The 22,528-nt window shown below is 60.1% G+C and carries 24 protein-coding genes, 1 tRNA gene and 1 riboswitch; of the genes, 13 read left to right on the top strand and 12 right to left on the bottom strand.

From position 1 onward, the window contains the following. Positions 1–32 precede the first annotated feature (32 nt). Together CK910_RS21765 and CK910_RS21760 are read right to left on the bottom strand one after the other, a co-directional pair. Complete coding sequence (locus CK910_RS21765) at positions 33–473, bottom strand: hypothetical protein (protein WP_098984689.1); 441 nt, start codon at positions 471–473, stop codon at positions 33–35. After that, complete coding sequence (locus tag CK910_RS21760) at positions 470–1,000, bottom strand: DinB family protein (RefSeq protein WP_098984688.1); 531 nt, start codon at positions 998–1,000, stop codon at positions 470–472. The genes CK910_RS21765 and CK910_RS21760 overlap by 4 nt, the downstream gene beginning before the upstream one ends. Before the next feature lie 291 nt (positions 1,001–1,291). On the opposite strand from CK910_RS21760, the gene CK910_RS21755 reads away from it, so the two are divergent. From CK910_RS21755 to aqpZ, 3 genes are all read left to right on the top strand, one after another. After that, the gene (locus CK910_RS21755; RefSeq protein WP_098984687.1) at positions 1,292–2,203 is read left to right on the top strand and encodes a Gfo/Idh/MocA family protein; all 912 of its coding nucleotides are present in this window, start codon (positions 1,292–1,294) and stop codon (positions 2,201–2,203) included. Between the two features lie 272 nt (positions 2,204–2,475). Then, positions 2,476–2,997, top strand: a complete 522-nt coding sequence (gene ruvC, locus CK910_RS21745; RefSeq protein ID WP_043134627.1) for a crossover junction endodeoxyribonuclease RuvC — start codon at positions 2,476–2,478, stop codon at positions 2,995–2,997. Positions 2,998–3,335: 338 nt separating this feature from the next. Continuing rightward, positions 3,336–4,022, top strand: coding sequence for an aquaporin Z (gene aqpZ, locus CK910_RS21740; protein WP_098985203.1), 687 nt, complete (start codon positions 3,336–3,338; stop codon positions 4,020–4,022). 119 nt (positions 4,023–4,141) lie between these two features. On the opposite strand, the gene CK910_RS21735 is transcribed toward aqpZ, so the two are convergent. The 3 genes from CK910_RS21735 to CK910_RS21725 all read right to left on the bottom strand — a co-directional run bounded on the left by CK910_RS21735 (position 4,142) and on the right by CK910_RS21725 (position 7,809). Next, a complete protein-coding gene (locus tag CK910_RS21735) occupies positions 4,142–4,897 on the bottom strand; it encodes a lytic transglycosylase domain-containing protein (protein ID WP_172955447.1) in 756 nt (251 codons plus the stop codon). 157 nt (positions 4,898–5,054) lie between these two features. Then, positions 5,055–6,452, bottom strand: a complete 1,398-nt coding sequence (locus tag CK910_RS21730; protein ID WP_172955394.1) for an alpha-amylase family protein — start codon at positions 6,450–6,452, stop codon at positions 5,055–5,057. Between the two features lie 193 nt (positions 6,453–6,645). After that, a complete protein-coding gene (locus CK910_RS21725; protein WP_098984684.1) occupies positions 6,646–7,809 on the bottom strand; it encodes a M23 family metallopeptidase in 1,164 nt (387 codons plus the stop codon). 314 nt (positions 7,810–8,123) lie between these two features. Between CK910_RS21725 and CK910_RS24135 the strand changes: the two genes are divergently transcribed. Together CK910_RS24135 and CK910_RS21720 are read left to right on the top strand one after the other, a co-directional pair. Next, positions 8,124–8,270, top strand: coding sequence for a hypothetical protein (locus tag CK910_RS24135; RefSeq protein ID WP_172955393.1), 147 nt, complete (start codon positions 8,124–8,126; stop codon positions 8,268–8,270). A gap of 14 nt (positions 8,271–8,284) precedes the next feature. Next, a complete protein-coding gene (locus CK910_RS21720) occupies positions 8,285–8,725 on the top strand; it encodes a GNAT family N-acetyltransferase (protein ID WP_052449139.1) in 441 nt (146 codons plus the stop codon). 4 nt (positions 8,726–8,729) lie between these two features. Here CK910_RS21720 and CK910_RS21715 read toward each other — a convergent pair whose 3' ends face one another. Next, positions 8,730–9,272, bottom strand: a complete 543-nt coding sequence (locus tag CK910_RS21715) for a DUF1439 domain-containing protein (RefSeq protein ID WP_026080151.1) — start codon at positions 9,270–9,272, stop codon at positions 8,730–8,732. Between the two features lie 97 nt (positions 9,273–9,369). On the opposite strand from CK910_RS21715, the gene cls reads away from it, so the two are divergent. Together cls and CK910_RS21705 are read left to right on the top strand one after the other, a co-directional pair. Next, entirely contained in the window at positions 9,370–10,851 is a 1,482-nt protein-coding gene (cls, locus tag CK910_RS21710; protein ID WP_098984681.1) for a cardiolipin synthase, read from the top strand. Positions 10,852–10,946: 95 nt separating this feature from the next. Continuing rightward, positions 10,947–12,209, top strand: a complete 1,263-nt coding sequence (locus tag CK910_RS21705) for a DUF945 family protein (RefSeq protein WP_098984680.1) — start codon at positions 10,947–10,949, stop codon at positions 12,207–12,209. A gap of 84 nt (positions 12,210–12,293) precedes the next feature. Here the strand turns inward: CK910_RS21705 and purU are convergent, their stop codons facing one another. Then, positions 12,294–13,130 (bottom strand): formyltetrahydrofolate deformylase, encoded by an 837-nt coding sequence (gene purU / locus CK910_RS21700; protein ID WP_043134635.1) that lies wholly within the window; start codon positions 13,128–13,130, stop codon positions 12,294–12,296. A 209-nt stretch (positions 13,131–13,339) separates the two neighbouring features. Continuing rightward, positions 13,340–13,493, top strand: a riboswitch (FMN riboswitch). Positions 13,494–13,598: 105 nt separating this feature from the next. On the opposite strand from purU, the gene ribB reads away from it, so the two are divergent. Together ribB and CK910_RS21690 are read left to right on the top strand one after the other, a co-directional pair. Then, positions 13,599–14,252, top strand: a complete 654-nt coding sequence (gene ribB, locus CK910_RS21695; RefSeq protein ID WP_098984679.1) for a 3,4-dihydroxy-2-butanone-4-phosphate synthase — start codon at positions 13,599–13,601, stop codon at positions 14,250–14,252. A 225-nt stretch (positions 14,253–14,477) separates the two neighbouring features. Then, positions 14,478–14,720, top strand: coding sequence for an Lpp/OprI family alanine-zipper lipoprotein (locus CK910_RS21690; RefSeq protein ID WP_005334342.1), 243 nt, complete (start codon positions 14,478–14,480; stop codon positions 14,718–14,720). A gap of 141 nt (positions 14,721–14,861) precedes the next feature. Here the strand turns inward: CK910_RS21690 and CK910_RS21685 are convergent, their stop codons facing one another. Beyond that, positions 14,862–15,710 carry a tetratricopeptide repeat protein gene (locus tag CK910_RS21685; protein WP_098984678.1) on the bottom strand — a complete coding sequence of 283 codons (849 nt, stop codon included), beginning with the start codon at positions 15,708–15,710 and terminating at the stop codon, positions 14,862–14,864. Beyond that, positions 15,707–16,429, bottom strand: a complete 723-nt coding sequence (locus tag CK910_RS21680; RefSeq protein WP_098984677.1) for a 4'-phosphopantetheinyl transferase family protein — start codon at positions 16,427–16,429, stop codon at positions 15,707–15,709. Before CK910_RS21680 ends, CK910_RS21685 begins: the two co-directional genes overlap by 4 nt. A 275-nt stretch (positions 16,430–16,704) precedes the next feature. On the opposite strand from CK910_RS21680, the gene CK910_RS21675 reads away from it, so the two are divergent. The 3 genes from CK910_RS21675 to CK910_RS21665 all read left to right on the top strand — a co-directional run bounded on the left by CK910_RS21675 (position 16,705) and on the right by CK910_RS21665 (position 19,288). Further along, complete coding sequence (locus CK910_RS21675) at positions 16,705–17,193, top strand: C40 family peptidase (RefSeq protein ID WP_043554066.1); 489 nt, start codon at positions 16,705–16,707, stop codon at positions 17,191–17,193. Between the two features lie 150 nt (positions 17,194–17,343). After that, positions 17,344–18,300, top strand: a complete 957-nt coding sequence (gene rlmF / locus CK910_RS21670; RefSeq protein ID WP_098984675.1) for a 23S rRNA (adenine(1618)-N(6))-methyltransferase RlmF — start codon at positions 17,344–17,346, stop codon at positions 18,298–18,300. Positions 18,301–18,568: 268 nt separating this feature from the next. After that, the gene (locus tag CK910_RS21665; RefSeq protein ID WP_043554068.1) at positions 18,569–19,288 is read left to right on the top strand and encodes a MaoC family dehydratase; all 720 of its coding nucleotides are present in this window, start codon (positions 18,569–18,571) and stop codon (positions 19,286–19,288) included. 138 nt (positions 19,289–19,426) lie between these two features. On the opposite strand, the gene CK910_RS21660 is transcribed toward CK910_RS21665, so the two are convergent. Next, the gene (locus CK910_RS21660) at positions 19,427–20,425 is read right to left on the bottom strand and encodes a DUF481 domain-containing protein (RefSeq protein ID WP_098984674.1); all 999 of its coding nucleotides are present in this window, start codon (positions 20,423–20,425) and stop codon (positions 19,427–19,429) included. Positions 20,426–20,455: 30 nt separating this feature from the next. After that, positions 20,456–21,373 carry a L,D-transpeptidase family protein gene (locus tag CK910_RS21655; protein ID WP_098984673.1) on the bottom strand — a complete coding sequence of 306 codons (918 nt, stop codon included), beginning with the start codon at positions 21,371–21,373 and terminating at the stop codon, positions 20,456–20,458. A gap of 425 nt (positions 21,374–21,798) precedes the next feature. Between CK910_RS21655 and CK910_RS21650 the strand changes: the two genes are divergently transcribed. Next, a tRNA-Ser gene (locus CK910_RS21650) sits at positions 21,799–21,888 on the top strand. A gap of 295 nt (positions 21,889–22,183) precedes the next feature. Here the strand turns inward: CK910_RS21650 and CK910_RS21645 are convergent. Next, positions 22,184–22,513, bottom strand: a complete 330-nt coding sequence (locus tag CK910_RS21645; RefSeq protein ID WP_098984672.1) for a DMT family transporter — start codon at positions 22,511–22,513, stop codon at positions 22,184–22,186. Positions 22,514–22,528: the final 15 nt, after the last annotated feature.

The following is a 22,528-nucleotide window of genomic DNA, read 5'->3' as shown; positions in this document are numbered from 1 at the left end:
TGGGGCAGCAAAGCGTTCAGCTTTCACGCCCCTTATTGCCACACTTCCTGCCCCTTGCCATTGAGCAGGGTGTGGAACAGATAGTGATCGTCCCGATCGTAATAGACGGTGAGGGTGTGGCGCTGGGTGTAATCCGCCGCCACGCCTGCCACCGTCATCGGTATCAGGATCAGCTCCCCCAGCCCCATAGTCACGGCGCTCGCCGTGGCCTGGCCATTGCCGTCAGCGCGCTTGTGGATCTTGCCGAGCACGGTAAAGCGATCGCAACCCTGCACATTATCCTCGGTCAGAAAGGTGGCCTGCTGGCAAAGCTGGGGCTCGCCCAGTTCGGCGCGAATGGTCGCGCGTGTCTCCCCCGGTGCCAAGGTGTTGCGAAAGCGCCCCGAGTAGTGATCGATGGCGGCGGCGCATCCGCCCAGCAGCAATGGTAGCACTAGCAGGAACGGGTGAGAGAAGCGCGTGGATCGGTTCATAAGGGCAGGGCTCGGTTTGAGTCATCCTCGCCCCTTCGCTCGGGTTCGCTGCGATGCAGGAAGGCGGCCAAGGTATCGCGCGGCGGCGTGATGCCGCACTGCACCAGAATGCGCCCAATAGCCCCCCTGTGATAGCCGCCGTGAGTCACCAGGTGCAGCAGCATCTCCTCGCGGCTCATCTGCCCCCTGTCGCCATCGACAAAGCGAAACGAAAGCGAGGTTTCACCCTCTTGCGGGCTCAAGGTAGCGACGTAATCCACCAGCCAGTTATCCAGTGCCGTGACCGAGCTGCGCAGTGCCGCCAGGGTCGGCGTCTCCGGGGTATTGGTGGCACTGAAGCCGTGGGACTCCCCAAGCAGATTGGCCTTGAAGATGGCATCGACCACATGGATATGGTTGAAGATTCTAAGGCCGGTGTGATGGGCTTCGGCATATTGCTGCGAGTCCAGCGTGGCGATCGCATCCAGCAGCTCGCCATCGGCCCAACGCTTGTAGTGAAAGAGGGATTGCAGCGTCTTGTTGCTCATCGGTTCCTTGCCCCTATGTCTCCTTGAAGTGGGGCATGTTAGCCAAAATGGGTGCAATACGAAACCCGTTTTGCTGGCGATGTGCATCACTTCGACCCTCCCCTTGGCAGGGGAGGGAGTAAAGCCACTTCCGTCTGCTCCTCGCCCTTGCGAAGGGGGAGGCTGAGAGGGGGTGGGGCAGCCCGGGTTGCGGCAAGGCTGGATCTGCGGGGGAAATCCTGAGATGGTGCGGGCACTTAGCCGGTTATCCACTTATCCACTTATCCAGTGATCGAGTGACAAGGAGTTCTCATGCGCATTGCCCTCGTAGGTCTCGGCGATATCGCCCAGAAGGCCTATCTGCCGCTGCTCGCCAGCGACGAGCGGGTCACCCCGCTGCTCTGTACCCGGAGCCCGGAGGTGCTTGGAAAATTGGCCCGTCAGTACCGGATTGCCGAGTGCTTCACCGAGGTGGATGGGTTGCTCGCGAGCCGCCCGGATGCCGTGATGATCCACGCCGCCACAGCAGTGCACTTTGCGCTGGCCCGCCAGTGCCTGCAAGCGGGTATCCCCACCTTTGTGGACAAGCCGCTCTGCTTTGATTACGCCGAGGTGGAGGCGCTCGCCAATCTCGCTATCTCCCAAGATTGTCCGCTGTTTGTGGGCTTCAACCGCCGCTATCTGCCCGCCATGAGCGCCGCCCGGACAGATAATCAGTTGCTCACCGAGCTCAACTGGCAAAAGCACAGACACGCCCTGCCGGGGCTGCCGCGTCCGTTCCTGTTCGACGACTTTATCCATGTGCTCGACAGCCTCTGCTTCTATGGCGGCGCTCCGAGTGGGGATCTCCATGCGGTGCTGAGGCGGAGTGCCCAGCAGCCCGAGCTGCTGGCCGGGGTGAGCGTCGCCTGGCAAAGCGGGCAGGTGGCGGTGAGCGGCAGCATGAACCGCAGCGCCGGTATCACAGAGGAGCGCATCGATGCCTATGGCGACAACCTCTCCCTGCATATCGAAAACTGCACCCGGGGCACCTTGGCCCGCGATAAAATCGTGCAGACCCAGGCCCCCGACGACTGGCAGCCGGTGCTGGCCCAGCGGGGCTTCGTGGCCATGCTCGATCACTGGTATGGGCAGATTGAGGCGGGCCGCGCCGATGGGGCGCTTGTCGAGAGCTATCTGCAGAGCCATCGACTGGCCGAGCGGCTGGTGGCGCTGGCGACCTGATCCTTCTCCTGCGCCTGTGGCGCCTGACTGGGCGGGCCCACACGGGTGAGGAAACAGGCAGACCACTGTACAAGATGGCGGATCCCTGCGCAGTCAGCCGGCGAGGGCACCGCCGCGCGAGCCAAGCGGACGCTTGTTTGCTATCTTGGCGGCCATGAACTGCCTTCAGAGCAACAGAGTGTCATGAGCATTGTTTTGGGAATGGAGCCGGGCCACCGGCTCACGGGTGACGAGGCTGTGAGCCGCCCCCAGGCCAGCATGGCGAAGCGGCCATGAGCATTATTCTGGGGATAGACCCAGGTTCGCGCATCACAGGCTACGGCGTCATCCGCATAGTCGCAGGCAAGGCGGAGTATCTGGGCTCGGGCTGCATCCGCACCGATTTGGGCGAGCTGCCGTCGCGTCTCAAGCAGGTGTATGACGGGGTGAGCGAGATCATCACCCAGTTCAAGCCGGACGAGTTCGCCATCGAGCGGGTCTTTATGGCGCGCAACGCGGATTCTGCCTTGAAGCTGGGTCAGGCTCGCGGCAGCGCCATAGTCGCGGCGGTCAATGCCCTGCTGCCGGTCAGCGAATACTCGGCAACCCAGATCAAGCAGGCGGTGGTAGGCACGGGCGGCGCCGCCAAGGAGCAGGTGCAGCACATGGTGACCCATCTGCTCAAGCTGTCGGCCACGCCCCAGGCGGATGCGGCGGATGCGCTCGGGGTGGCACTCTGCCACTTCCATACCCGCCAGAGCCTGATCAAGATGGCGGGGCGGGCCACCAGCTCGGTGCGCGGCCGCTATCGCTGAACCCTGCCGACGCTGACTGCGTCTGAGGAGCAATGTGAGAGGAGGGCGCCCGGGCGCCCTCCTCGTTTATCAGTTTCGCCTGGGTCCTCAGATGCTCGCCATCCTGTTGTTAAAAGCCTCAACAGAGTCACAAGTTGTCGTACCAGATGGCGGGACGCCATTCGGGACTGACGACAATCCTCTTGATGAATCAATCACTTGTGACCTTGATCACACTTTCCTGGCAAGACAGGTTCACTTCGCCTCGTCATGTCACGCTCCCATAATGTGGCGCCGTTTAAGAACGGCGACCTCATGAGCCCAGGCTCATGTTCCATCCATCATTGGGAGAGTTGAGAGTGAAACCTTTTGCAGCTGAGTTTATGGGCACCTTCTGGCTGGTGCTGGGGGGTTGTGGCAGCGCAGTGCTGGCCGCCGCCTTCCCGAACGTGGGAATCGGCCTGCTGGGCGTGGCGCTGGCGTTCGGTCTGACTGTGCTGACCATGGCCTATGCCATAGGCCATATTTCGGGCTGTCACCTGAACCCGGCCGTGACCGTCGGGCTTTGGGCCGGTGGCCGTTTCCCGGCGTCCGGTGTGCTGCCCTACATAGTCGCTCAGGTATTGGGCGGGATTGCGGCAGCGGCCGTGCTCTATGTGATCGCCAGCGGTCAGGCCGGGTTTGACTTAAGCGCCGGTTTTGCCTCCAACGGCTATGGCGAGCACTCGCCGGGCGGTTACAGCCTGCTGGCAGCCCTGGTGTGTGAAGTGGTGATGACCGGTTTCTTCCTGTTCGTCATCATGGGCGCCACCGACAGCCGGGCCCCGGCCGGTTTTGCCCCCATCGCCATCGGTCTGTGCCTGACGCTCATTCACCTCATCAGCATTCCGGTGACCAATACCTCGGTCAACCCGGCGCGCAGCACTGGGGTTGCCCTGTTCGTGGGTGACTGGGCCCTCGGCCAGCTGTGGCTGTTCTGGGTTGCTCCGATCGTCGGTGCCATTCTGGGTGCATTGGCCTATCGCGCGATCGCCCCTAAAGCGTGATCCGTGACGAAAAAGTGTGGTATCGACACGCCCCCGGGCGTGTTTTTTCGTTTCAGGGGGCGCAAAAACGGGCCACGAGGGCCCGGCTGGTTGCGTTGCTGGGTGAAAGAGGGAAGGTCTTACAACCCTTTGGCGCTCAACATGTCCTTGTAGCGCTGGCGCAACAGCTGCACCCGCTCCACATAGGCGCGGGTCTCGGCATAGGGGGGTATGCCCCCATGTTTTTGCACCGCACCGGCTCCGGCGTTGTAGGCCGCGGTCGCCAGCGCCACGTTGCCGCCATATTGCTTGAGCAGGCCTGCCAGGTATTTCACCCCGCCAAAGATATTCTGCTCGGCCATCAGGGCATCGCCGACCCCCAGCTCGCGCGCCGTGGCCGGCATCAGCTGGGTCAGCCCCATGGCCCCCTTGCGGGAGACCGCCAGCGGGTTGAAAGCGGATTCGGCGTGGATCAGCGCCCGGATGAGCGCGGGCTCCACCTGATAGGCCTTGGCCGCCGCCTGTATCGTGCTGGCGTAGTCGTAGAGGAAGAGGCCAGTGGTGCGCCAGTTGACCTTGGAAGCCGGGTCGCAGGCATAGCAGTCGTTGAACAGCAGCAGCTCGTAGTGGCCCTGCTCCGGCATCATGTCGGAGTAGCGTATCACGCCGTTTTTCTGCACCGATTTGTAGACCTGGATCTGGCGCGTGCCGGGCGGCAGGCTGGCGGTCAGCCGGGTGGGTTCTGGCAGTGCGCTGGGCGCGGGCATTGCCTTGGGCGCCGCAAGAGGAACTGAGAGGGGGGCCTGCGCCTCTGTGGTCAGGATCACCACCTCGGCCGGCGGGGGAGTCTGGCTCCAGCCGGGCGGGGAAAACAGCGGGATCAATCCCATCAACATCCATGCTTTCAACGGCTTGCTCCCTTAGCCTCGTTAGCCTTGTTGAGTAAAGCATCATGGCGGTTGCAGAACAAGCTGCCGATGAGCGCAGCGCCCGAAATAAACCGGCAAATAAAGAGGGGCCGCACTGTGGCGGCCCCCGTCCGGTGTCTCCTCCTTATTCCTGCAGCCAGAGCCGGGCACTGCGGGCGGGGATGGCGACCCGTACCCACTGGCTCTGCACATTGATCAGGGCGTTGCTGTCGAGCACGTCCCGGTAGTTGCGATACCAGTTCATCTCGAACTTGGCGGTATCGAGCCAGTATTCCTGCTCGTAGTCGCACTTGTTGATGCCGACCAGCCCCAGCTTGCCGCGCTTGAACAGCACGAAGCAGTCGCCGCTGCCGATGAGCTGCATCGGCTGGCCCTGCACCGTGTTGTGGAAACGGATCATCCCCTTGAGGTCGCTGCGCTGATAGTAATCCTGCCAGCGCAGCCCGTCCTTGGCCTGGGTCTCGCCGTGATCGGAATAGACCAGGGGCGAGCCGCCATCGCGGCCGAGCAGATAGGCATAGGCCAGCTTCTCGTCGGTCTGGTTCAGGATCTGGTAGCGAAAGCCATCGTTGGTGGGAATGTCGTGGGTGATGGCGAAGGTGACCGCCCGGCTGCCCGGCAGAGCCTGACCGTAGGCACCCGGATCCGCCAGCAGGTTCATGCTGCCACCATAGCCGAGCGCCCCGCGCAGGGAGGCAAACAGCGGGAAGTCATAGGCGCCCTGACCGCTGCTGTCGAGATAGGGTTTGAGGAAGCGTTCGTAATCCGTGCTGCCGGCGCCCCCCGTGGTGATCACCTCGCCAAACACCTGCACGCCCTGTTTTATCTCGGGGGTGAACACGGCGTTTATCTGGTAATCGCTCATGTGCTTGACCGCATCGACCCGAAAGCCCTTGATCCCCATCCCCTTGAGCGCCTTGAGGTAAGCCTGTTGCTGGCTCACCACCCAGTTGTTGGGGTCGAGATCCGGCAGCCCCTTGTCACCGGCGCCGCCGCACAGGCGCCAGTACTGGACGTGGCCCGGATCGCTCCAGTCGGTGATGCAGCCTTCGGGGTGAAAATCCGATCCCGCCAGCAAGTTCTGGCCCAGATCGCCAAACAGCTTCTGGCGCTCGAAGTAGGCGGGGTTGGCCGCATACTGGCCGAGCAGCTCGCTGCCGGGGTAGTTGAGATCGCTGCGCTTCCAGCTCTCGTTGGCCATGTGGTTGAGCACCACGTCCGCATAGACGGCTATGCCTCGCGCCTGCATGGCGGCGATCAGCTGCTCGAGATCCTGCTTGTTGCCAAGGGGGGTGTCGATGAGGCGCAGATCCTGCGGTTGATAGCGTGCCCACCACTCGTTGCCCGACGACTTGAGGGGCGGCGAGATGAGCACCTGCTTGTAGCCGGCGGCCTTGATGAGATCGGCCTTGGCGGTGACTTCACTGTATTTCCAGTTGAAGGCGTGCAGTATGACGTCGGCTTGCGCCAGAGGGGCGATCAGCATGCCTGCGATCACCCAGATTCCCGCTGTTTTTTTCATTATTGTCAGTCCTTGTTTGGGTGCCCATGTGGGCACCCAGAGCCTCACATCGGCCCGCCGGGCCGGCAATCTCCTTTTGACTGTTTTGTGAGCATTTTCAAAGGGGAGTATGCGGATCTGTGACGGCTTGCATAAAACCGTCTAGCCCCCGTCATTACTGACTTTTCCATCACTTCAACGGCTGGCCGACAACTCAGTCGAGGCCGTTGTTGTAGAGCGGCTGCCAGGCACAGAAACGCTGACCGTTGCGGCTGTTTTGCAGCCAGAAACGGTTGCAGTTGTCGTCGTAGTTGCTGGCGCCGACGTTGACGGCATAGCTGCTCAGCCGCTGCCCCTGCAGGGACTGGAACACCCCGTTGTAGAGCAGGGAGAAGTGCAGGTGCGGACCTGTGGAGGAGCCGCCCTCGCACAGCGCCTCGTTGCGGTTGCTGGCATAGGTGCCTATGGGGGTGTCGGCGGCCACGTAGTCGCCGCTGCGTACCGAGATGCCGCTCATGTGGTAGTAGTTGGTGGCCCAGCCGTTGGGGGCGGTGACCCGTACCTGGCAGCGGGAGAAGACGGTGACTGTGCCGCTGTTGGCGGCGGTGACCGTGTAGGTGGCGCCGCCCCAGCCTGGCCAGTCGTAGGAGACGTCGATGGAGGAGTAGGGGTAGCCCGAGCCGCTATGGGAGTGGGCGCCGTTCACCTTCCAGCTGTAGCCCTGGCGCCAGGGCAGCTGGAACTGGCCGCCGGCCAGCCGGGCCGAGGGAACCGTAGCAGGGGCCTTGGATGAGATCATGGCCTCCTTGCCAAACAGGGTTTGCCACTGCTCGCTCAACTGCTGCCGCTCGTGCGGGCCAAGCAGGCTGGCCAGGGCGGCCTGGTGCGCGGCAAGCGGGGGCAGGGCGGGGGTGCTGCGCTGGCTCAGCCGCAACTGGGCCTGGGCCTGATAGAAGCGCTCGGAGAGCTGGCGCGCCATCGACTCAACCTGGTTGTCAAAGCCCTTGGCTTTGACCAGCCGGGCGAATGGCGCCGCCATGGCCTGTTCCGAGGGGGCCGAGATGAGCTGGCTGCTCGCCTCCATCAGTGCCAGCAGCAGCTGGGGGTTGAGGCTGGTGATGCCGCTCCAGTGCAGGATCACCTCCTCCTTGGGCAGCAGGTGAGGCGCCTGTTGCAGCAGGAGGTCGTGCAGATCGAACGCCATGGCCGCCTCGCCAAACACGAAGTGGGCCTCGTCCAGCGGCACGGTGACGGCGTCGCTGGCGATGAGCTGCTGCCGGCTGAAGTGGTAGGGAGCAAGCGGGGTGTGGATGTCGCCGGCCCAGCTGGCGGTCGGGAGCAAGGCCAGCATCAGCAGTGAAGGTATGGGTCTGAACATGGTATCTCCTTGGCAAAGTGGTGAGGTGTCAGCGTGGGAGTGATCCCGCTCAGGCAACGACAACGCGATGCTATGCCAAGGTTTCACCATAGGGTGACAGGCCGGAATTGCTATTCGAATGAGGCTTTTTGTTGCAGTGGATGACCCGTATCAATTGTTAACAAATGTTTACATAAATAGTTTCTGATGCTAAATCAGCCACTTGTTAACGAGTGAGTGAGGCCTGGTCGTAAAATCCGGCGGATCGAGCAAGCAGTGCCCGTGCGGGGGATAGCGTGATAGGATTGCCACTGGTTTCTGCGGCCGGTTGCCTGTTGAAAAGTGAACAAGCAGGGGCTGTTATTGGCTTTTTTGTTACTAAAAGGCGTGATATCTTGCTGGTTAATCTGGTCGGATCTCTTGCCGATCTGCAACTGAATATTGAGGGCTGGGCCGAGTGGCCAAGGATGGAACGGGTGTGATTAGCAAGCGGGCGATGGAGCTCACCTTCGAAGAGTACTGTGATGCGGATCTTTCCCTGATCAGGGACTACTACGAAACCACTTTCTCCCATTACGTGCCGGATCTGGCCGAGCGTATCTTCGTGGTGCGCGACGCTCACTGGCTGGTGGGCGCCGTGCGTCTACGCGACGAACAGGATTATTACCACCTGTGCGGCTTTCGCCTGCTGCCCCATTACCAGTCGCTGGGACTGGGCTCGCGTCTGTTGCAGCACGCCTGCAACGATCTGCTGGACAAGCCGGTGGTGTGCCAGGCATTGCCGTTCGAGAAGCCGTTTTACCTCAAGGCCGGTTTTGCCGACCTGCCCCTGCACGAGCTGGATGGCCCGCTCTTCTCCCTCTATGACCAGCAGCGCGAACAGGGTTATCAGATCGAGCTGCTGGTGCGTCAGACCAAGGCCCCCGTCTACAACTGACGGCTCACTGGGGCTTGGTCAGCAGGTGGATCTTGCCCGGTGACAGCTCAAGCCCCAGCAGATTCTCTTTCAGCCAGGCCTGGTTCGGGTCCTTGTCGTTGAGGCGATAGACAGGCTGGGTCTCCAGCCGTTTCTCCATGCTCTGCAGCAGCATGCCGAGCATGAAGCCGAACTTCTGCTGCGCCGCTTCCGGCTCCAGCTTGTACTCAATCAATTTCATGTTGTCGAGGAAGAGGGCGCTCTGGGCCTTGTCATAGCGCGGCCTGGCCTCATAGGTCATGTTCAGGCGCGCGTCGTATTCGGTCTGATCCGGCAGGGCGATTTTCAGCTTGCCCTTGCCATAGACGCGGGCGGTATCCGGGCTCTGGCGCCCGATCTGGACGTCGCTCTGCTCGAGCTGCACATGGGCCTTGATGATGCCGGGCAGCTCCAGCTGTTTGTTCACTTGTACCTGGGATTGCAGGTACTGGTTTATCTGTTGCTCATTGATGTCATATGAGCCTTGGCCTAGCATGGCCAGACTCAGCAGCATAGATTGCAGGATCATGCTAACGACCTGATAGAATGGGTGTGTTTTACAGCATACCATCCTGGCCCCGTGGGATCTGCCCACCGCATGTCACTCTGGTGTACAAGGAGTTCTCTTGATCAATGGCTTGGAGCACGACATCCAGCTGCTGTTTTCCCAGTTCCTCGGCTGGCTGCTGCTGCTATTTCACACCGTGATCGTGACGGGGGTCTCCCTGCGGGTGGTGATGAAACGGCGCCCCATCGGTGTCTCGCTGGCCTGGCTGGCCCTCATCTATGCCATCCCGTTTGCTGGGGTAGGCTTCTACGTGCTGTTTGGCGAGATCCGGCTCGGCCGGCGTCGCGCCGAACGGGCCCAGGCCATGTACCGCCCTTACGCCATCTGGATCCGCCAGCTGGCCCGCCTCTTCCCCCAGCACTGCTGTGAGGTGGGGGAGAAGGCCCAGCCGCTGCACGATCTGATCCAGAGCCGGCTGGCCATGCCCATGCTCTCCGGCAACCGGATGACGCTGCTGAGCAGGCCGGAATCCATCTTGCGCGAGATAGTGCGCGACATCCGCCAATCCTCCCAGTCCTGCTATCTGGAGTTCTACATCTGGCATCCGGGTGGCGATGCCGACGAGGTGTGCGAAGCGCTGATGGAGGTAGCGGCGCGCGGCGTGGATTGTCGTCTGCTGCTCGATTCCATGGGCAGCAAGGCCTTCTTCCGCTCGTCCTGGCCGAAGCAGTTGCGCAAGGCGGGGGTCAAGCTGGTGGAGGTGCTGCCGGTCGGCGCCTGGCGCATCCCGTTCCAGCGCCAGGACTTGCGCATGCACCGCAAGCTGGTGGTGATCGACGACAGGGTTGGTTACACCGGCTCCATGAACATGGTGGATCCCCGCTTCTTCAAGCAGAACGCCGGGGTCGGCCAGTGGGTCGACATCATGATCCGGGTGCAGGGGCCCATGGTGCCGCTGATGTGGTCCATCTTCGTCTGGGACTGGGAGATGGAGACCGGCGAGCGGCTGCTCGACAGCCTGCAGCACGAGCCAGAGGCCTGGCCCCAGAGCAACTATCGGGCCCAGCTCATTCCGTCCGGCCCCTTCGTCGGCGGTGACTGCATCCAGCAGAGCCTGCTGCTGGCCATCTATCAGGCCCGTCACCATCTGGTGCTGACCACCCCCTATTTCGTGCCGGATGATCCGCTGGCGGCGGCGCTCTCCTCGGCGGCGGCGCGCGGGGTGCAGGTGCAACTGGTATTGCCGGCGCGCAACGACTCCCTGATGGCCAATCATGCCTGCAACGCCTTCATGGAGGAGCTGCTGGAGGCGGGGGTCGAGGTCTACCGCTACGATGCCGGTCTGCTGCACACCAAGAGCGTGCTGGTGGATGACGACTTCGCGCTGGTGGGCACGGTGAACCTGGACAGACGCAGCCTCTGGCTCAACTTCGAGGTGACCCTGCTCATCGACAACCCTGTGTTTGTCGCCGAGATGACCCAGCTGGTGCAGGGCTACATGATAGAGGCGACCCCCATGTCGCTGGCCAAGTGGCGCGCCCGCCCCTGGTACAAGAAGGTGACGGAGAACATCTTCTATCTGTTCAGCCCCTTGCTGTGACATCACATATTTGCGGCCGACGCCGAATTGGGCTTGCCTAGCCCCGATATGGCCCCGTAGAGTGCGGCAATGAGCCTTTGGAGAATCATATAAAGATGAAGAAGCGAGTAGCGCTGGCCGTCGGTGCGGCCCTGGTAGTGGGTGGACTGGGTGCCTGCTGGCACACGGGCAATACGTTCGATCGCATCATGGCCGAGCAGATTGCCAAGGTGAAGCAGGAGAGCGGCGTCGAGCTGACCTGGCAGCCGGGTGCCAGCAACCTGTTCACCCGCGATGGCGTGCTGAAGGTGGTGGTCACGCCGCAGACCCTGGCCAGCCTGGATGGTCAGCTGGAAGGGAGTGAGCCGGTCGAGGCGCAGTTCATCGTCAACAGCCGCATCCTGCCGCTCTATATCAAGAGCAACATGCTGCTCGACACCAAACAGGGTTCGCTGGCCCCTGTGTTCAGCGCGCTCAAGCTGGAGCAGTGGCAATTTGGCATAGAGTCGGTCAGCAGCCTCTGGACCGCCAGCAACAGCAGCCGCTTCTGGGCCAACGAATTCAAGGTCAAGCAGGGGCTCGACGAGTTCAGCTTCCTGCCGATGAAGGGGGACTATCACGGTGATCTGGAAGGCAATGGTCACGTCACCTTCCATTGGCAGGGCATGACGCTGCACGAAGAGCAGAGCAAGATGGACATGGTGCTGGCCGAACTCAAGGGCAGCGCCGACATGGCCGAGATCAGCGGTATCTGGCTCTCGCCTCGCAGCGACATGACCCTCTCGGCGCTGTCGGTGCAACTGCCTGACAGCGTCAAGGTGTTACTGCAGGGGCTGACCACGGAAACCCAGCTGGCAGGGGACGATGCCCAGACCCTCTCCAGCAGCTATCAGATGAAGGTGAACACCCTCAATCTGGAGAACGAGACCGACAACCTGGCGCTGACCCAGAGCAAGCTGGCCCTGAATCTCAAAGGGCTGGATCTGGAAGGCTATCAGGCGCTGCAGGCCGCCAGCGGCCAAGGGGTGGAAGATCAAGCCATCCAGCAGGCGCTGGACAAGCTGCTCAAGCGCGGCGCGACCCTGGAGCTGGCGGACTTGAGTGCCCAGCTCAACGGCGAGCCCGTCTCCATGAAGGGGGACGTCAAGCTGGCGGCCACCTCGCTGGAGCAGCTGTTCAACAGTGAAGAGGGGATGCACGCCCTGTCCGGCCTGCTGCACGCCAACCTCAGCGGCCAGCTGGGCAAGGCAGTGCCACAACTGGCCCCCATGCTGGAGCAGTTTGCCGCCATGGGCTACCTCAAGGCGGACAAGGCCCAGCTGACCGCCGAGCTCAAGCTCGACAAGGGTGCCATGACCATCAATGGTCTGCCGCTGTAAGCCGAATGCAACAACAGGCAGTGCAGAAACAACAAAGGCTCCCACGGGAGCCTTTGTTGTTTCTGGCGTGATGCCGCAGGCGGGTTACTTGAACACCACAGTCTTGTTGCCGTAGACGAACACCCGCTCGTTGAGCACCAGCTCCAGCGCGCGGCTCAGCACGGATTTCTCCACGTCGCGACCGGCCCTGGCCATGTCGTCGGCACTGAAGGCGTGGCCGACATGGATCACGTCCTGCTCGACGATGGGGCCCTCATCCAGATCGTCGGTGACGAAGTGGGCGGTGGCGCCGATCAGCTTGACCCCGCGATCGAACGCCTGGCGGTAGGGACGGGCACCGATGAAGGCCGGCAGGAAGGAGTGGTGTATGTTGAGGATCTTGCGCGGATAGGCCTCGACGAAGCTCGGCGTCAGCACCCGCATGTACTTGGCCAGGATCACGTAGTCGGGCTGATAGCCGTCTATGATGGCGCGTACCTGCTCTTCGTGCTCGGTGCGGCTCAGATCCTCGTGACTGACGGTGTGGAACGGGATGTCGAACTTGCCCGTCAATTCTGCGAGCGTGTCGTAGTTGCCGATCACCGCCACTATGTCCATGTCCAGCGCGCCGGCGTAGTTCTTCATCAGGATGTCGCCGAGGCAGTGAGTCTCCTTGGTCACCAGGATGACGATGCGCTTCTTGCCGGCCTTGACCAGACGGCGCTGGGCACCGGCGGGCAGGGCATCATCCAGATCCGCCAGCAGGGTCTCGTCGTTGAAACGTCCCTCCAGCTCGGTGCGCATGAAGAAGCGGCCGTTTTCGTGATCCACGAACTCGTCGTTCTTGTTGATGTTGAGCTGGTGCTTGTAGCAGATGTTGGTGATCTTGGCGATGAGGCCCTTGGCGTCCGGACAGTCCGTCAGCAGTATTTTCTTTTCCATCTCTGTCATGATTCCGTTTGTGGTGTTGGCGCCTGAGTCTGCGCAGGCTGCGCGTTTTTTCAGGCACTATGCCATAAACAAAATCAGAAAAGACAGTGCCCCGTGCGTGCGTGAGTCAAGTTGCTGGCGGCGGGTACCGGTCGGTTCCATATTCATCCTTGATGGGTTTTTGGCTGGTATCCTGCGTTTTTTTTCTTTAGGCTGTCTGCGCTTATTCTCAGGGCGGGGTGAAATTCCCCACCGGCGGTATCCCGATCTGACTCGGGGAGCCCGCGAGCGCCCGACCTTGCAACCAGGTCGGGGTCAGCAGATCCGGTGAGATGCCGGAGCCGACGGTCATAGTCCGGATGAAAGAGGATAAGACAGATATTGCAGGCATGGCCCCCCTTGGGCTGGCCGCTGCATACCTATCTCTGTCTGCCTTTCCATGCCCTGATTCTGGTCCTTGTCTTGCTTAGGAGTCTTACCATGAATCAGTCTTTACTCAGTGAATTCGGTGATCCCCTTGCGCGCGTCGAAGCGGCGTTGGCGGCCCTGCGGGCCGGTCGTGGCGTATTGGTGGCCGACGATGAAGATCGGGAGAACGAAGGCGACCTCATCTTCGCCGCCCAATCCATGACCAATGAACAGATGGCCATGATGATCCGCGAGTGCTCCGGCATCGTCTGCCTCTGTCTGACCGACGAGCGCGTTCGCCAGCTGGCGTTGCCCATGATGGTGGAGGCGAACTCCAGCCACTATCAGACCGCCTTCACCGTCACCATAGAGGCGGCGCAAGGGGTGACCACGGGTGTGTCGGCGGCCGATCGCGTCACCACCATTCGTGCGGCCATCGCCGATGGTGCCAAACCGTCCGATCTGCATCGCCCTGGCCACGTCTTCCCGCTGCGGGCTCGTACCGGCGGTGTGCTGACGCGCCGCGGCCATACCGAAGCCACGGTCGATCTGATGCAGCTGGCCGGTCTCAAACCGTTCGGGGTCTTGTGTGAACTGACCAAGGAAGATGGCTCCATGGCTCGTCTGCCGGACCTGATTGCCTTCGGCCGCCTGCATCAGATGCCTGTGCTGACCATCGAAGATCTGGTGCAATATCGTCAATTGCTGTCAGAACGTTCAGCCTGAGCCTCATACGAAATTGTAATAAGCCCAAAATTTGGTTACGCTCTGTGCGAACCTCATCCAGAGGCACTCATTTTTGCTTAAAGTTTGCACATAAAGTGTGCAACTAAAAAAAAATGAGGGTTTTAATGCATTTATCTGTGATGGGGCCTATCCAAAGTATGATTCTTTTGTGCCATAATCACGCCGCTTGCTAAACGTCTGGCGAGTTAAAGGGAGCTTTTAAAAATGAAAAAATTGTTGTTGGTAGGTGTTGTTGGTCTGTCCGCTCTGCTGGGCGGTTGTGCAAACACCAGCGAACTGGAAACCTCCGTTCAGAATCTGTCTAACAAAGTTGACCAACTGGCTCAAGATGTTAGCGCAGTTCGTGCTGATCAATCCAAGATCGCTGCTGATGTTGCAGAAGCCAAGCAAGAAGCTATGCGTGCTAACCAGCGCATCGACAACATGGCTACTTCCTACAAGAAGTAATCCATGCGAAAAAATGGCGCATTCATGCGCCATTTTTTTTTGCCTGAAATTCGTCAATTCCCCGCTTTCTACCCCTGAAATCCACTTCAGCAAGGCAATGCCGATCCCTCGGCATCACCCCGTCTTTCATTCCCGCATCGATCAGTAGAGCAGGCTGTAGAGCTTGCGACGGTAGCTTTGTGCCGCCGGGTTGCTTCCCATTGTGGTCAGGATGTCCAGATAGGTCTTCTTGGCATCGCCAAAAGCCAGGTCGCGCTTAAGGATGGTAAACAGCAAGGTCAGCGCCTCTTCCTGTCGACCCGCCTGGTTGTATTGCACCGCCAGCTCCTGGGTCAGGGTGAAATTGTCAGGATCCTGCTCATGACGTGCCTCCAGCGCCCTCAGTTCCGGGCTGTCTGCGGCCTGCAGTGCCAGCGCCAGCCGGGAGATCAGGGTCTGATAATGGTCATCCTGCGCGATCATGGGGATCTTGCCGAGCCGCTCCTGCGCTTCGTCCAGCAGATTGAGATCCAGTGCCGCCTGAATGAGCCACAGGCTGATGTCGTGGCGTTCCGGAGCCAGCTGGTGAGCCTTGGTGAGATGGGCATAGGCAACATCCGCCTGGCCGTCTGCCAGTGCCTGCTGCGCCTGCTCGAACAGCAGTTCCTCCTCCTTGGGAGCGAAGGCGGCAAAATAGTGGCGCAGGGTGGCTTCGTCCTGCGGCCCTTCCAGAATGGCCTGCTCGTCCGGGCGACCCTGATGGAAGAGTACCAGGGCGGGCAGGGCACGCAGGCCGAGCTGGCTGGCCAGCGGTTGCAGCTGCGGATCGTTCATGTCGACCCTGGCCAGGGTCACCTGGGGATTGGCCGGGCCAACCAGTGACTCCACCAGCGGGGTCATGCCCTGACACTCTGGCATCTGGGGGGCGTGGAAATAGATGACGACCGGCTTTTTCATGGAAGCATCGATCAGTGCGGTTTGAAAATTCTGGGGATTGATGTCGACGATCATGAGGCTGACTCTTGGAAAATGGTGTGAGTTAACATGGGGTTGATGGGGGAGGATTTCAAGTTGTCATCCAGCAGCCAGCCGTTGACGGCCAGGGTCGGGGCGGCGAGGCTGAGCCAGCCGCTGCCAAGGGGCCAATCCTGAACCCGGTAATCGTGCTCATCGAGCCGGTTGTCGAGCCGCCACGCCTGCTGCGGCACAAAGCATACCTTGTCGAGCCCGGCGGCAATGCCGGCACCGTGGGCTTTCAACACCGCCTCCTTGCGTGACCAGAGCCGATAGAAGGCGCTTTCCTGCTCTTCTGCAGGCAGGGCGGCGAGCCACTCGTACTCGCTGGTTGCATAGAAGCGTCTCGCCAGTGGCAGGGTCTGGCGGCGACGCTGGCCCAGCTCTATATCCACCCCAAGCGGCCCTCTGGCACAGAGTGCGATCACCAGCCAGTCGCCGCTGTGGCTGAGGTTGAACTGCCAGCGCTGGTCGCTCAGCTCGGGTTTGCCGTGGGGATTGGTGCAAAACAGCAGCTCGCTGGCCAGGCATTGCAGGCGATCGGCCAGCAGGCGCCTGAGCAGCACACGGCTGATCAGGAACTCCTGGCGGCGTCCCGGATGGTGGATCTCCTGCCACTGTTGCCGCTCTGTCGGGGAGAGTGCGTCCGGCAGCAGAGCCAGCTGGTCGGCGCTGATATTTGCCGGTTTTAACAAATAGAGATCCACGGAGATCATAATTTTTCACTTTAAAAGAGGGATGAAACAGCGATAAAAGTCAGTTTGATCGAGCGAAGACGGTCGCTTTCGAGATTGTATATTGTTTGGGCATGATCACATTAATCATGAAAAATAATGCATTTCCTTGCAAAAATGTGATGTCGATAGGGATTTTCGCTTGCCTCGATAGAATTCTTGGATATAGTCGGGTGCTGTTGCCTTATAAATTGCCCTTCTGGGCCGTATTTTAACAAGTTTTACTATTTTGCGGGGATAAAGGATTGCGCCACCTGATGCTACTGCTGGTCGCGCTCGGAATGGTGGGTTGTGCCTCGGCACCCCAGCCCGAGGTCGCGAGCAAGATTGAAGTTTCCATGATGGAACCCATTATTGAACCGGAAGCTTCGCAAACACCCGATGTGAATGAAATCCTGACAGTATATAAAGAGTGGCGTGGCGTCCCGTACCGCATGGGAGGCAGCAGCCAGCGAGGCATAGATTGTTCCGCCTTTGCCCGTGAAGTGTTCCGCAATGCCGTCGGTGTCGAGTTACCCCGTGACACCCGCTCCCAAGTCCATGAAGGCACTCGTGTTTCCAAGCAAGATCTGGTCGAGGGTGACCTGGTGTTCTTCAAGATCAATCGTCGTCTCAATCATGTCGGTATCTACGTAGGCAATGGTGAATTCATCCACGCCTCGACCCGTGCCGGGGTGACGCGCTCCAAGCTGGATAGCTCCTATTGGCGCAGCAAGTTCTGGCAAGCACGCCGGATCGACATCTGAGTCAGGCTGGACAAACGGCTCGCAGTACGGACTGTTTTTCCAACCTCACTTGAACCGGGCTCCTGAAGCCCGGTTTTTTGTGGCCGCAATTTAGACTTTCCGGGGCCAAATCACTATAGTGTGGGCCCGTTTTCCCTCGGCAGGCCCAGCATGAAGACCCACTCCGACCGCAAATCCGGATTGCATCCACGCAATCGCCATCAGGCCCCCTATGATTTCGATGCGCTCTGCCAGCGCACCCCCGAGCTGCGGCCCTTGGTATTCGTCAACGAGCACGGTACCCAGACCCTGGATTTTGCCGATCCTGCCGCCGTCAAGGCGCTGAACAAGGCCTTGCTGGCACTGCACTACGGCATTGCGCACTGGGATCTGCCGGCGGGTTATCTCTGCCCGCCTATCCCGGGACGGGTGGACTACCTGCACAGGGTGGCGGATCTGCTGGCCGAGAGTGCGGGACGCGTACCGACCGGCAAGGGGGTACGAGTGCTGGACATAGGCGTGGGGGCGAACTGCATCTACCCGCTGCTGGGCGCGCGCGAATATGGCTGGCGCTTCGTCGGATCCGATATCGATCCTGTCTCGGTCAAGGCGGCGAACCTGCTGGCCAGGAGCAACGGGCTGGGCGGACAGGTCGAGTGCCGCCATCAGGGCAATGCCAAACACATCTTTCGCGGCATCATAAGCCCGCAGGAGCGCTTCGCCCTGACTCTGTGCAACCCCCCGTTCCATGGCTCGCTCGAAGAGGCGAGCAAGGGCAGCGAGCGCAAGCTGCGCAATCTCGGCAAAGCCGTGAAGGGGGCACCCCTGCTCAATTTCGGCGGCCAGAAGGCCGAGCTCTGGTGTGAGGGGGGTGAGGCCGCGTTTCTCGCCGCCATGATCGCCCAGAGCAAGGAGTTCGCCAGCCAGTGCCTCTGGTTCAGTTCGCTGGTCTCAAAAAAAGAGAACCTGCCGGCCGCGAAGAAGGCGCTGGCCCAGGTCGGGGCCCGTCAGGTGCGGGTGATCGACATGGCGCAGGGCAACAAGACAAGCCGGATCCTGGCCTGGTGTTTTCTGGATGAGGCCGCCTGTGGGCAGTGGTGGCAACCGGCGCAGCGTGACGACGCCTGACGGGCCAGGCAGGGCATAGACAGAGGCGCTCGGATGGCATTCCCCCCCGTTTCGGCCCCTGTCTGTGCTGCGCCCATGGCCGCCTGACGCTGGCCACGGCAATCGTTTTTCCCCTTGTGTCATCAGGCTTGCAGCCGACAGGTTAGTGACCACTTCTGCCCGTGGTACAGCTGTACGCTGAGATTTTTTTGCACTTGCAGTTGAAACTTTCATAAAATAGGACTGGTTAGACCTCTTTACAGGCTTTGAATCGAATAGGGATCGGTAGATGAAAGTTGTCGATTTTCTGAAGCGCAAGCGCGAAATTCTGGCGCAGCACCCCTTTGAGCTCAAGGATTGGCTCTCTCCGGCGATCCGTGACTACTGGCGTGAGTTTCAGCAAAAGGCACACCTCCACCCTCTGCTGGGTCGTGTGCTGGACCTGCAAGCTGACAGCCAGTCCGTGCAGCGGCAAGCGGGCTCGGCGCAGGTTGCCAACGGCCAGCCCCTGCAGGCTGATGAGCCGGCGGTTGAGCTCAATGGTGAGGCTGCGGCCCTGTTTGCCACTTTGCAGCCCAGCATAGGTGCCGAGACCCACGTGGGTGAATGGCTGCTGGTGAGCCAGCAGATGATCAATGAGTTTGCCGCCGTGACCGGTGACAATCAGTGGATCCACACCAACCCCGAGCGTGCCGCTGCCGAGTCGCCGTTCAAGACCACCATAGCCCATGGTTTTCTGACCCTGGCGCTGCTGCCACGGCTGACGGGCAGCATCAACGAGGCGACGCCCGAGTTTCCGAACGCCCGCATGGTGGTGAACTTCGGGCTGGACCAGGTGCGTTTCCCGTATCCTATCAAGGTGGACAGCAACATTCGCGCGCGCACCAAGCTGCTGCGGGTGACCCCCATCAAGGGCGGTCTTGAGCTGCTCAAGGAGATCAAGGTCGAGATCGAAGGCATTCGTCGTCCCGGCTGCGTCATTGAATCGGTCACCCGGATCTACTTCTGATGTCGTGACGGCCGTCACCCTGTGGCATGAATCGCATTGAAACAAAACAGGCTCACCTCGGTGAGCCTGTTTTGTTTATGGCGTTATGGTGCTTGTTTGTGGCTCAGCCATTCGCCCGTGAATGGCTTGCCCTGCTGACTAGAAGCTGGCCCCCAGGCTTATCAGATGACGCCACTCTTTGTCTGATAAGGGTGTCTGAACGCCTTGATAGTCCAATCTGGAGTCTTCCCAATCGAGCTCGCTCGACCAGGAGAGGCGCAGGTGATCGTTGAAGTAGTAGCGCATCCCCAGGCTACCTTTTACGGCCTGCTCCCGGGTGATGTAGGGTGAGGGCTGGTCCAGATAGCGCTTGTAGGTGCCCTTGCTGAACAGCTCCAGTTGCTCCGACCAGAGTGCAACGGGTTGGCGGTAGTCCCAACCAAGGCCCATCAGGGGATAGTTGATGATCCTGTCGTTGAAAATATCGGGGATGATGAAGTCGTCCCAATAACCCGGCCGGAAGTAGGAACGCTCCAGTCCGGCCTGGCTGATCAGCTCCAGCCGTCGCCGCTTGTCGTTCCAGAACCGGTAACCAGGTCCGGTCACATAGCCCATATCCATGTATTCGGGGTCCAGCATCTGGTATTCATAGTCGATGGAGGAGCGCACGAACCAGTTCTGGTCGAAGAAGAAGTCCAGCATGGGCTTGAGCCGATACTCATGGCTGTTGGTGACGTTGTTGGCCGTCTCGTAGATGTACTCTCCATCCAGCGTATAGCGCCAGTCGAGGTTGGCCACTTCGGTAGAGGCCTTCAGATTGACGTTGTTGGTCTGCTTGTCGTTGTGTTTCAGCTTCACGTTCAGGTCGCTGCTGCCGGTCCACAGCCAGGCTTTCTTGTCATCCGGCGTGAGGGCGAGCAGGGTAATGCCGGTCTTCACCGTCGGTCTTGGCTTGTCCTGCTTCTCGATACGCCAGCGTTTGACCGCCTTGCGCTTGACCGTCACCGGCGAGCTGTAGGGCAGCGCTATGCGTACCTGTTCATCCGTGATCTCCTCTATGGTGCCGGTCAGCCGGTCACCGTTGTCCATCCAGAGGATGTCTGCCAGCGCCATCGGGCTGAGCAACAGGGAGAGCAAGCACCAGAAGCGGTATCTCATGGAAAGTCCTTCATGAACACAGGGTTGCCGTTAGCCGCTGACGGGGTGTGGAATGCCGTTCTTATTGTTCAGCACGGCAGCGACCTTGTCACCGTCGATCTCGGGCATGGCGATAAAGGTTTCCACCTCGGGTGAGAGGATCAGGGGGGCGCCCTGCTTCAGCTCCAGTTCGGTGCGAGAGAGGGGGGAGTGGACCTCCAGCCAGTGGCGGCCATCGGGCTCGCTGGCGGTCTTGACCGGCTGGTTGATCACCCGTACCTGAGTGCCGAGGGGAACTATGTTGAACAGGGCCTCGATATCATCGGGGCGCAGGCGAATGCAGCCAGCGCTGACCCGCAGGCCGACGCCAAACTCCTTGTTGGTGCCGTGGATGAGGTAGTCCTGCTTGCCATAACCCAGGCGCATGGCGAACTTGCCGAGGGGATTGTCCGGGCCTGGCGGTACGACCGCGGGCAGGGTGATCCCTTTTTGCTCCAACCAGGATTTGCGCACCATGGGGCCGGGTACCCAGGTCGGGTTGGGGTTCTTGGCGATCACGGTCGTGGTCATCTCAGGGGTTTCCCGCCCTATGTCGCCAATGCCGATGGGCAAGACGATCACCTCATTTTTTCCCTTGGGGAAGTAGTAGAGACGCAGTTCGGGCAGGTTGATGACAATGCCTTCTCTTGGCACATCCGGCAGCAGCATCTGGGTCGGCAGGGTCAAGCGGGTGCCAGGTTTGGGTAAATAGGGGTCAACCCCGGGATTTGCCTCGAGCAGTGCCAAAAAACCAATCTGGGTGTGCTTGCCGATCAGTTCAAGGTGCTCGTCCGGCTGGACTATGTAGTCCTCCAGCTCGCCAATCAAACGGCTGCCTGCCGGTGGCAAGGGATAGGTCGTGGCCCAGGTTGGCGCGCTCCAGAGGCTGGCTGTCATCAGCAGCAGTGAGACAATTCGTGCATTGAGCATGGTACTTCCTGTCAAATGGCGTGAGGGCCGGTCACTGCCCGCCCTGAAAAAAGAGGTGAAATTGTTAACCAATCCACTCCTGATTACCAGCTCGTCCCACAAGGGCTACAGAGGAGTCTCGCTTCGAAGAAAGCCCCTTTTGACGACTTCCTACACCTTTTTAGTACAGTGCCGGATAACCTTGGATGAACGCTGCCCGTGATGGGATATACCGCAACCTGCAGGCAGGCCTGTTGCAGGGGGGGGCACAGTCGCCAGGTTGCCTATGGGGCTGGATCTCGGGCTCTGCGCCAAGCCTTGTCGACGTGCCATGTACAGGCCACGGTAAAAACTGCGTTCCTTGCCTGTTTTATAGGCAGTCGTTTGATCTTTAAAGAGATTCAGGTTGATTTACCTGACCGGGTTCGGTAAGAATAAAGCCCCGTGGAGAGATGCCGGAGTGGCCGAACGGGATTGACTCGAAATCAATTGTGGTAGCAATACCACCCAGGGTTCGAATCCCTGTCTCTCCGCCATTTTTGAGACCCAACTTGCCATGCAGGTTGGGTTTTTTCATTTTTCCTGTCTGCTGGCATGTCACTGGGCAATGCCACTTGATCTTGGTTGGCATGTTGTCGAGCTGTCCTGTATTGGACATTGCCTCGGGCCAGTACATTGTATTTGCCATTGCCATTGCCATTGCCATTGCCATTGCCATTGCCATAGATAAGGCTGTGTCATTCATTGATGGTGGGCACGGTCCGATATGAGCAGTGCATGGTACAGATAGTAATGAGGGTTGCTTCCTTGCTCGAAGCAACCCGGATCTCATTACATGCTGGAGAAGACGTTCATGACCACTCCGCCCGAGATAATCAGTATCATCGCCAGAATGGCGGGCAGATCCGGCTTTTGCTTGTAGAGGATCATGGAGCAGATAGTGACCCCGACGATGCCAAAGCCACACCACAGTGAATAGGCAACGCCGACCGGGATAGTGCTCATTGCGCGGGTGAGGGCGAAATAGCACAGGCCGTAGGCACAGACCACCAGCACGGATGGTCCCAGCTTACTGAAGCTGTTGGTTTTTTTTATCATCGAGGTGCCGGTGATTTCTGAGCCGATAGACAGCGCCAGCCATAAAAATCCGAAATTAAACATGAGTCATTCCTTTTC

It is taken from the genome of Aeromonas sp. CA23, assembly GCF_002587065.1.
Lineage (GTDB): Bacteria > Pseudomonadota > Gammaproteobacteria > Enterobacterales > Aeromonadaceae > Aeromonas > Aeromonas bestiarum.
Note: the sequence above shows the minus strand (reverse complement) of the source record. Positions and strands in the feature narration are given on the sequence as shown.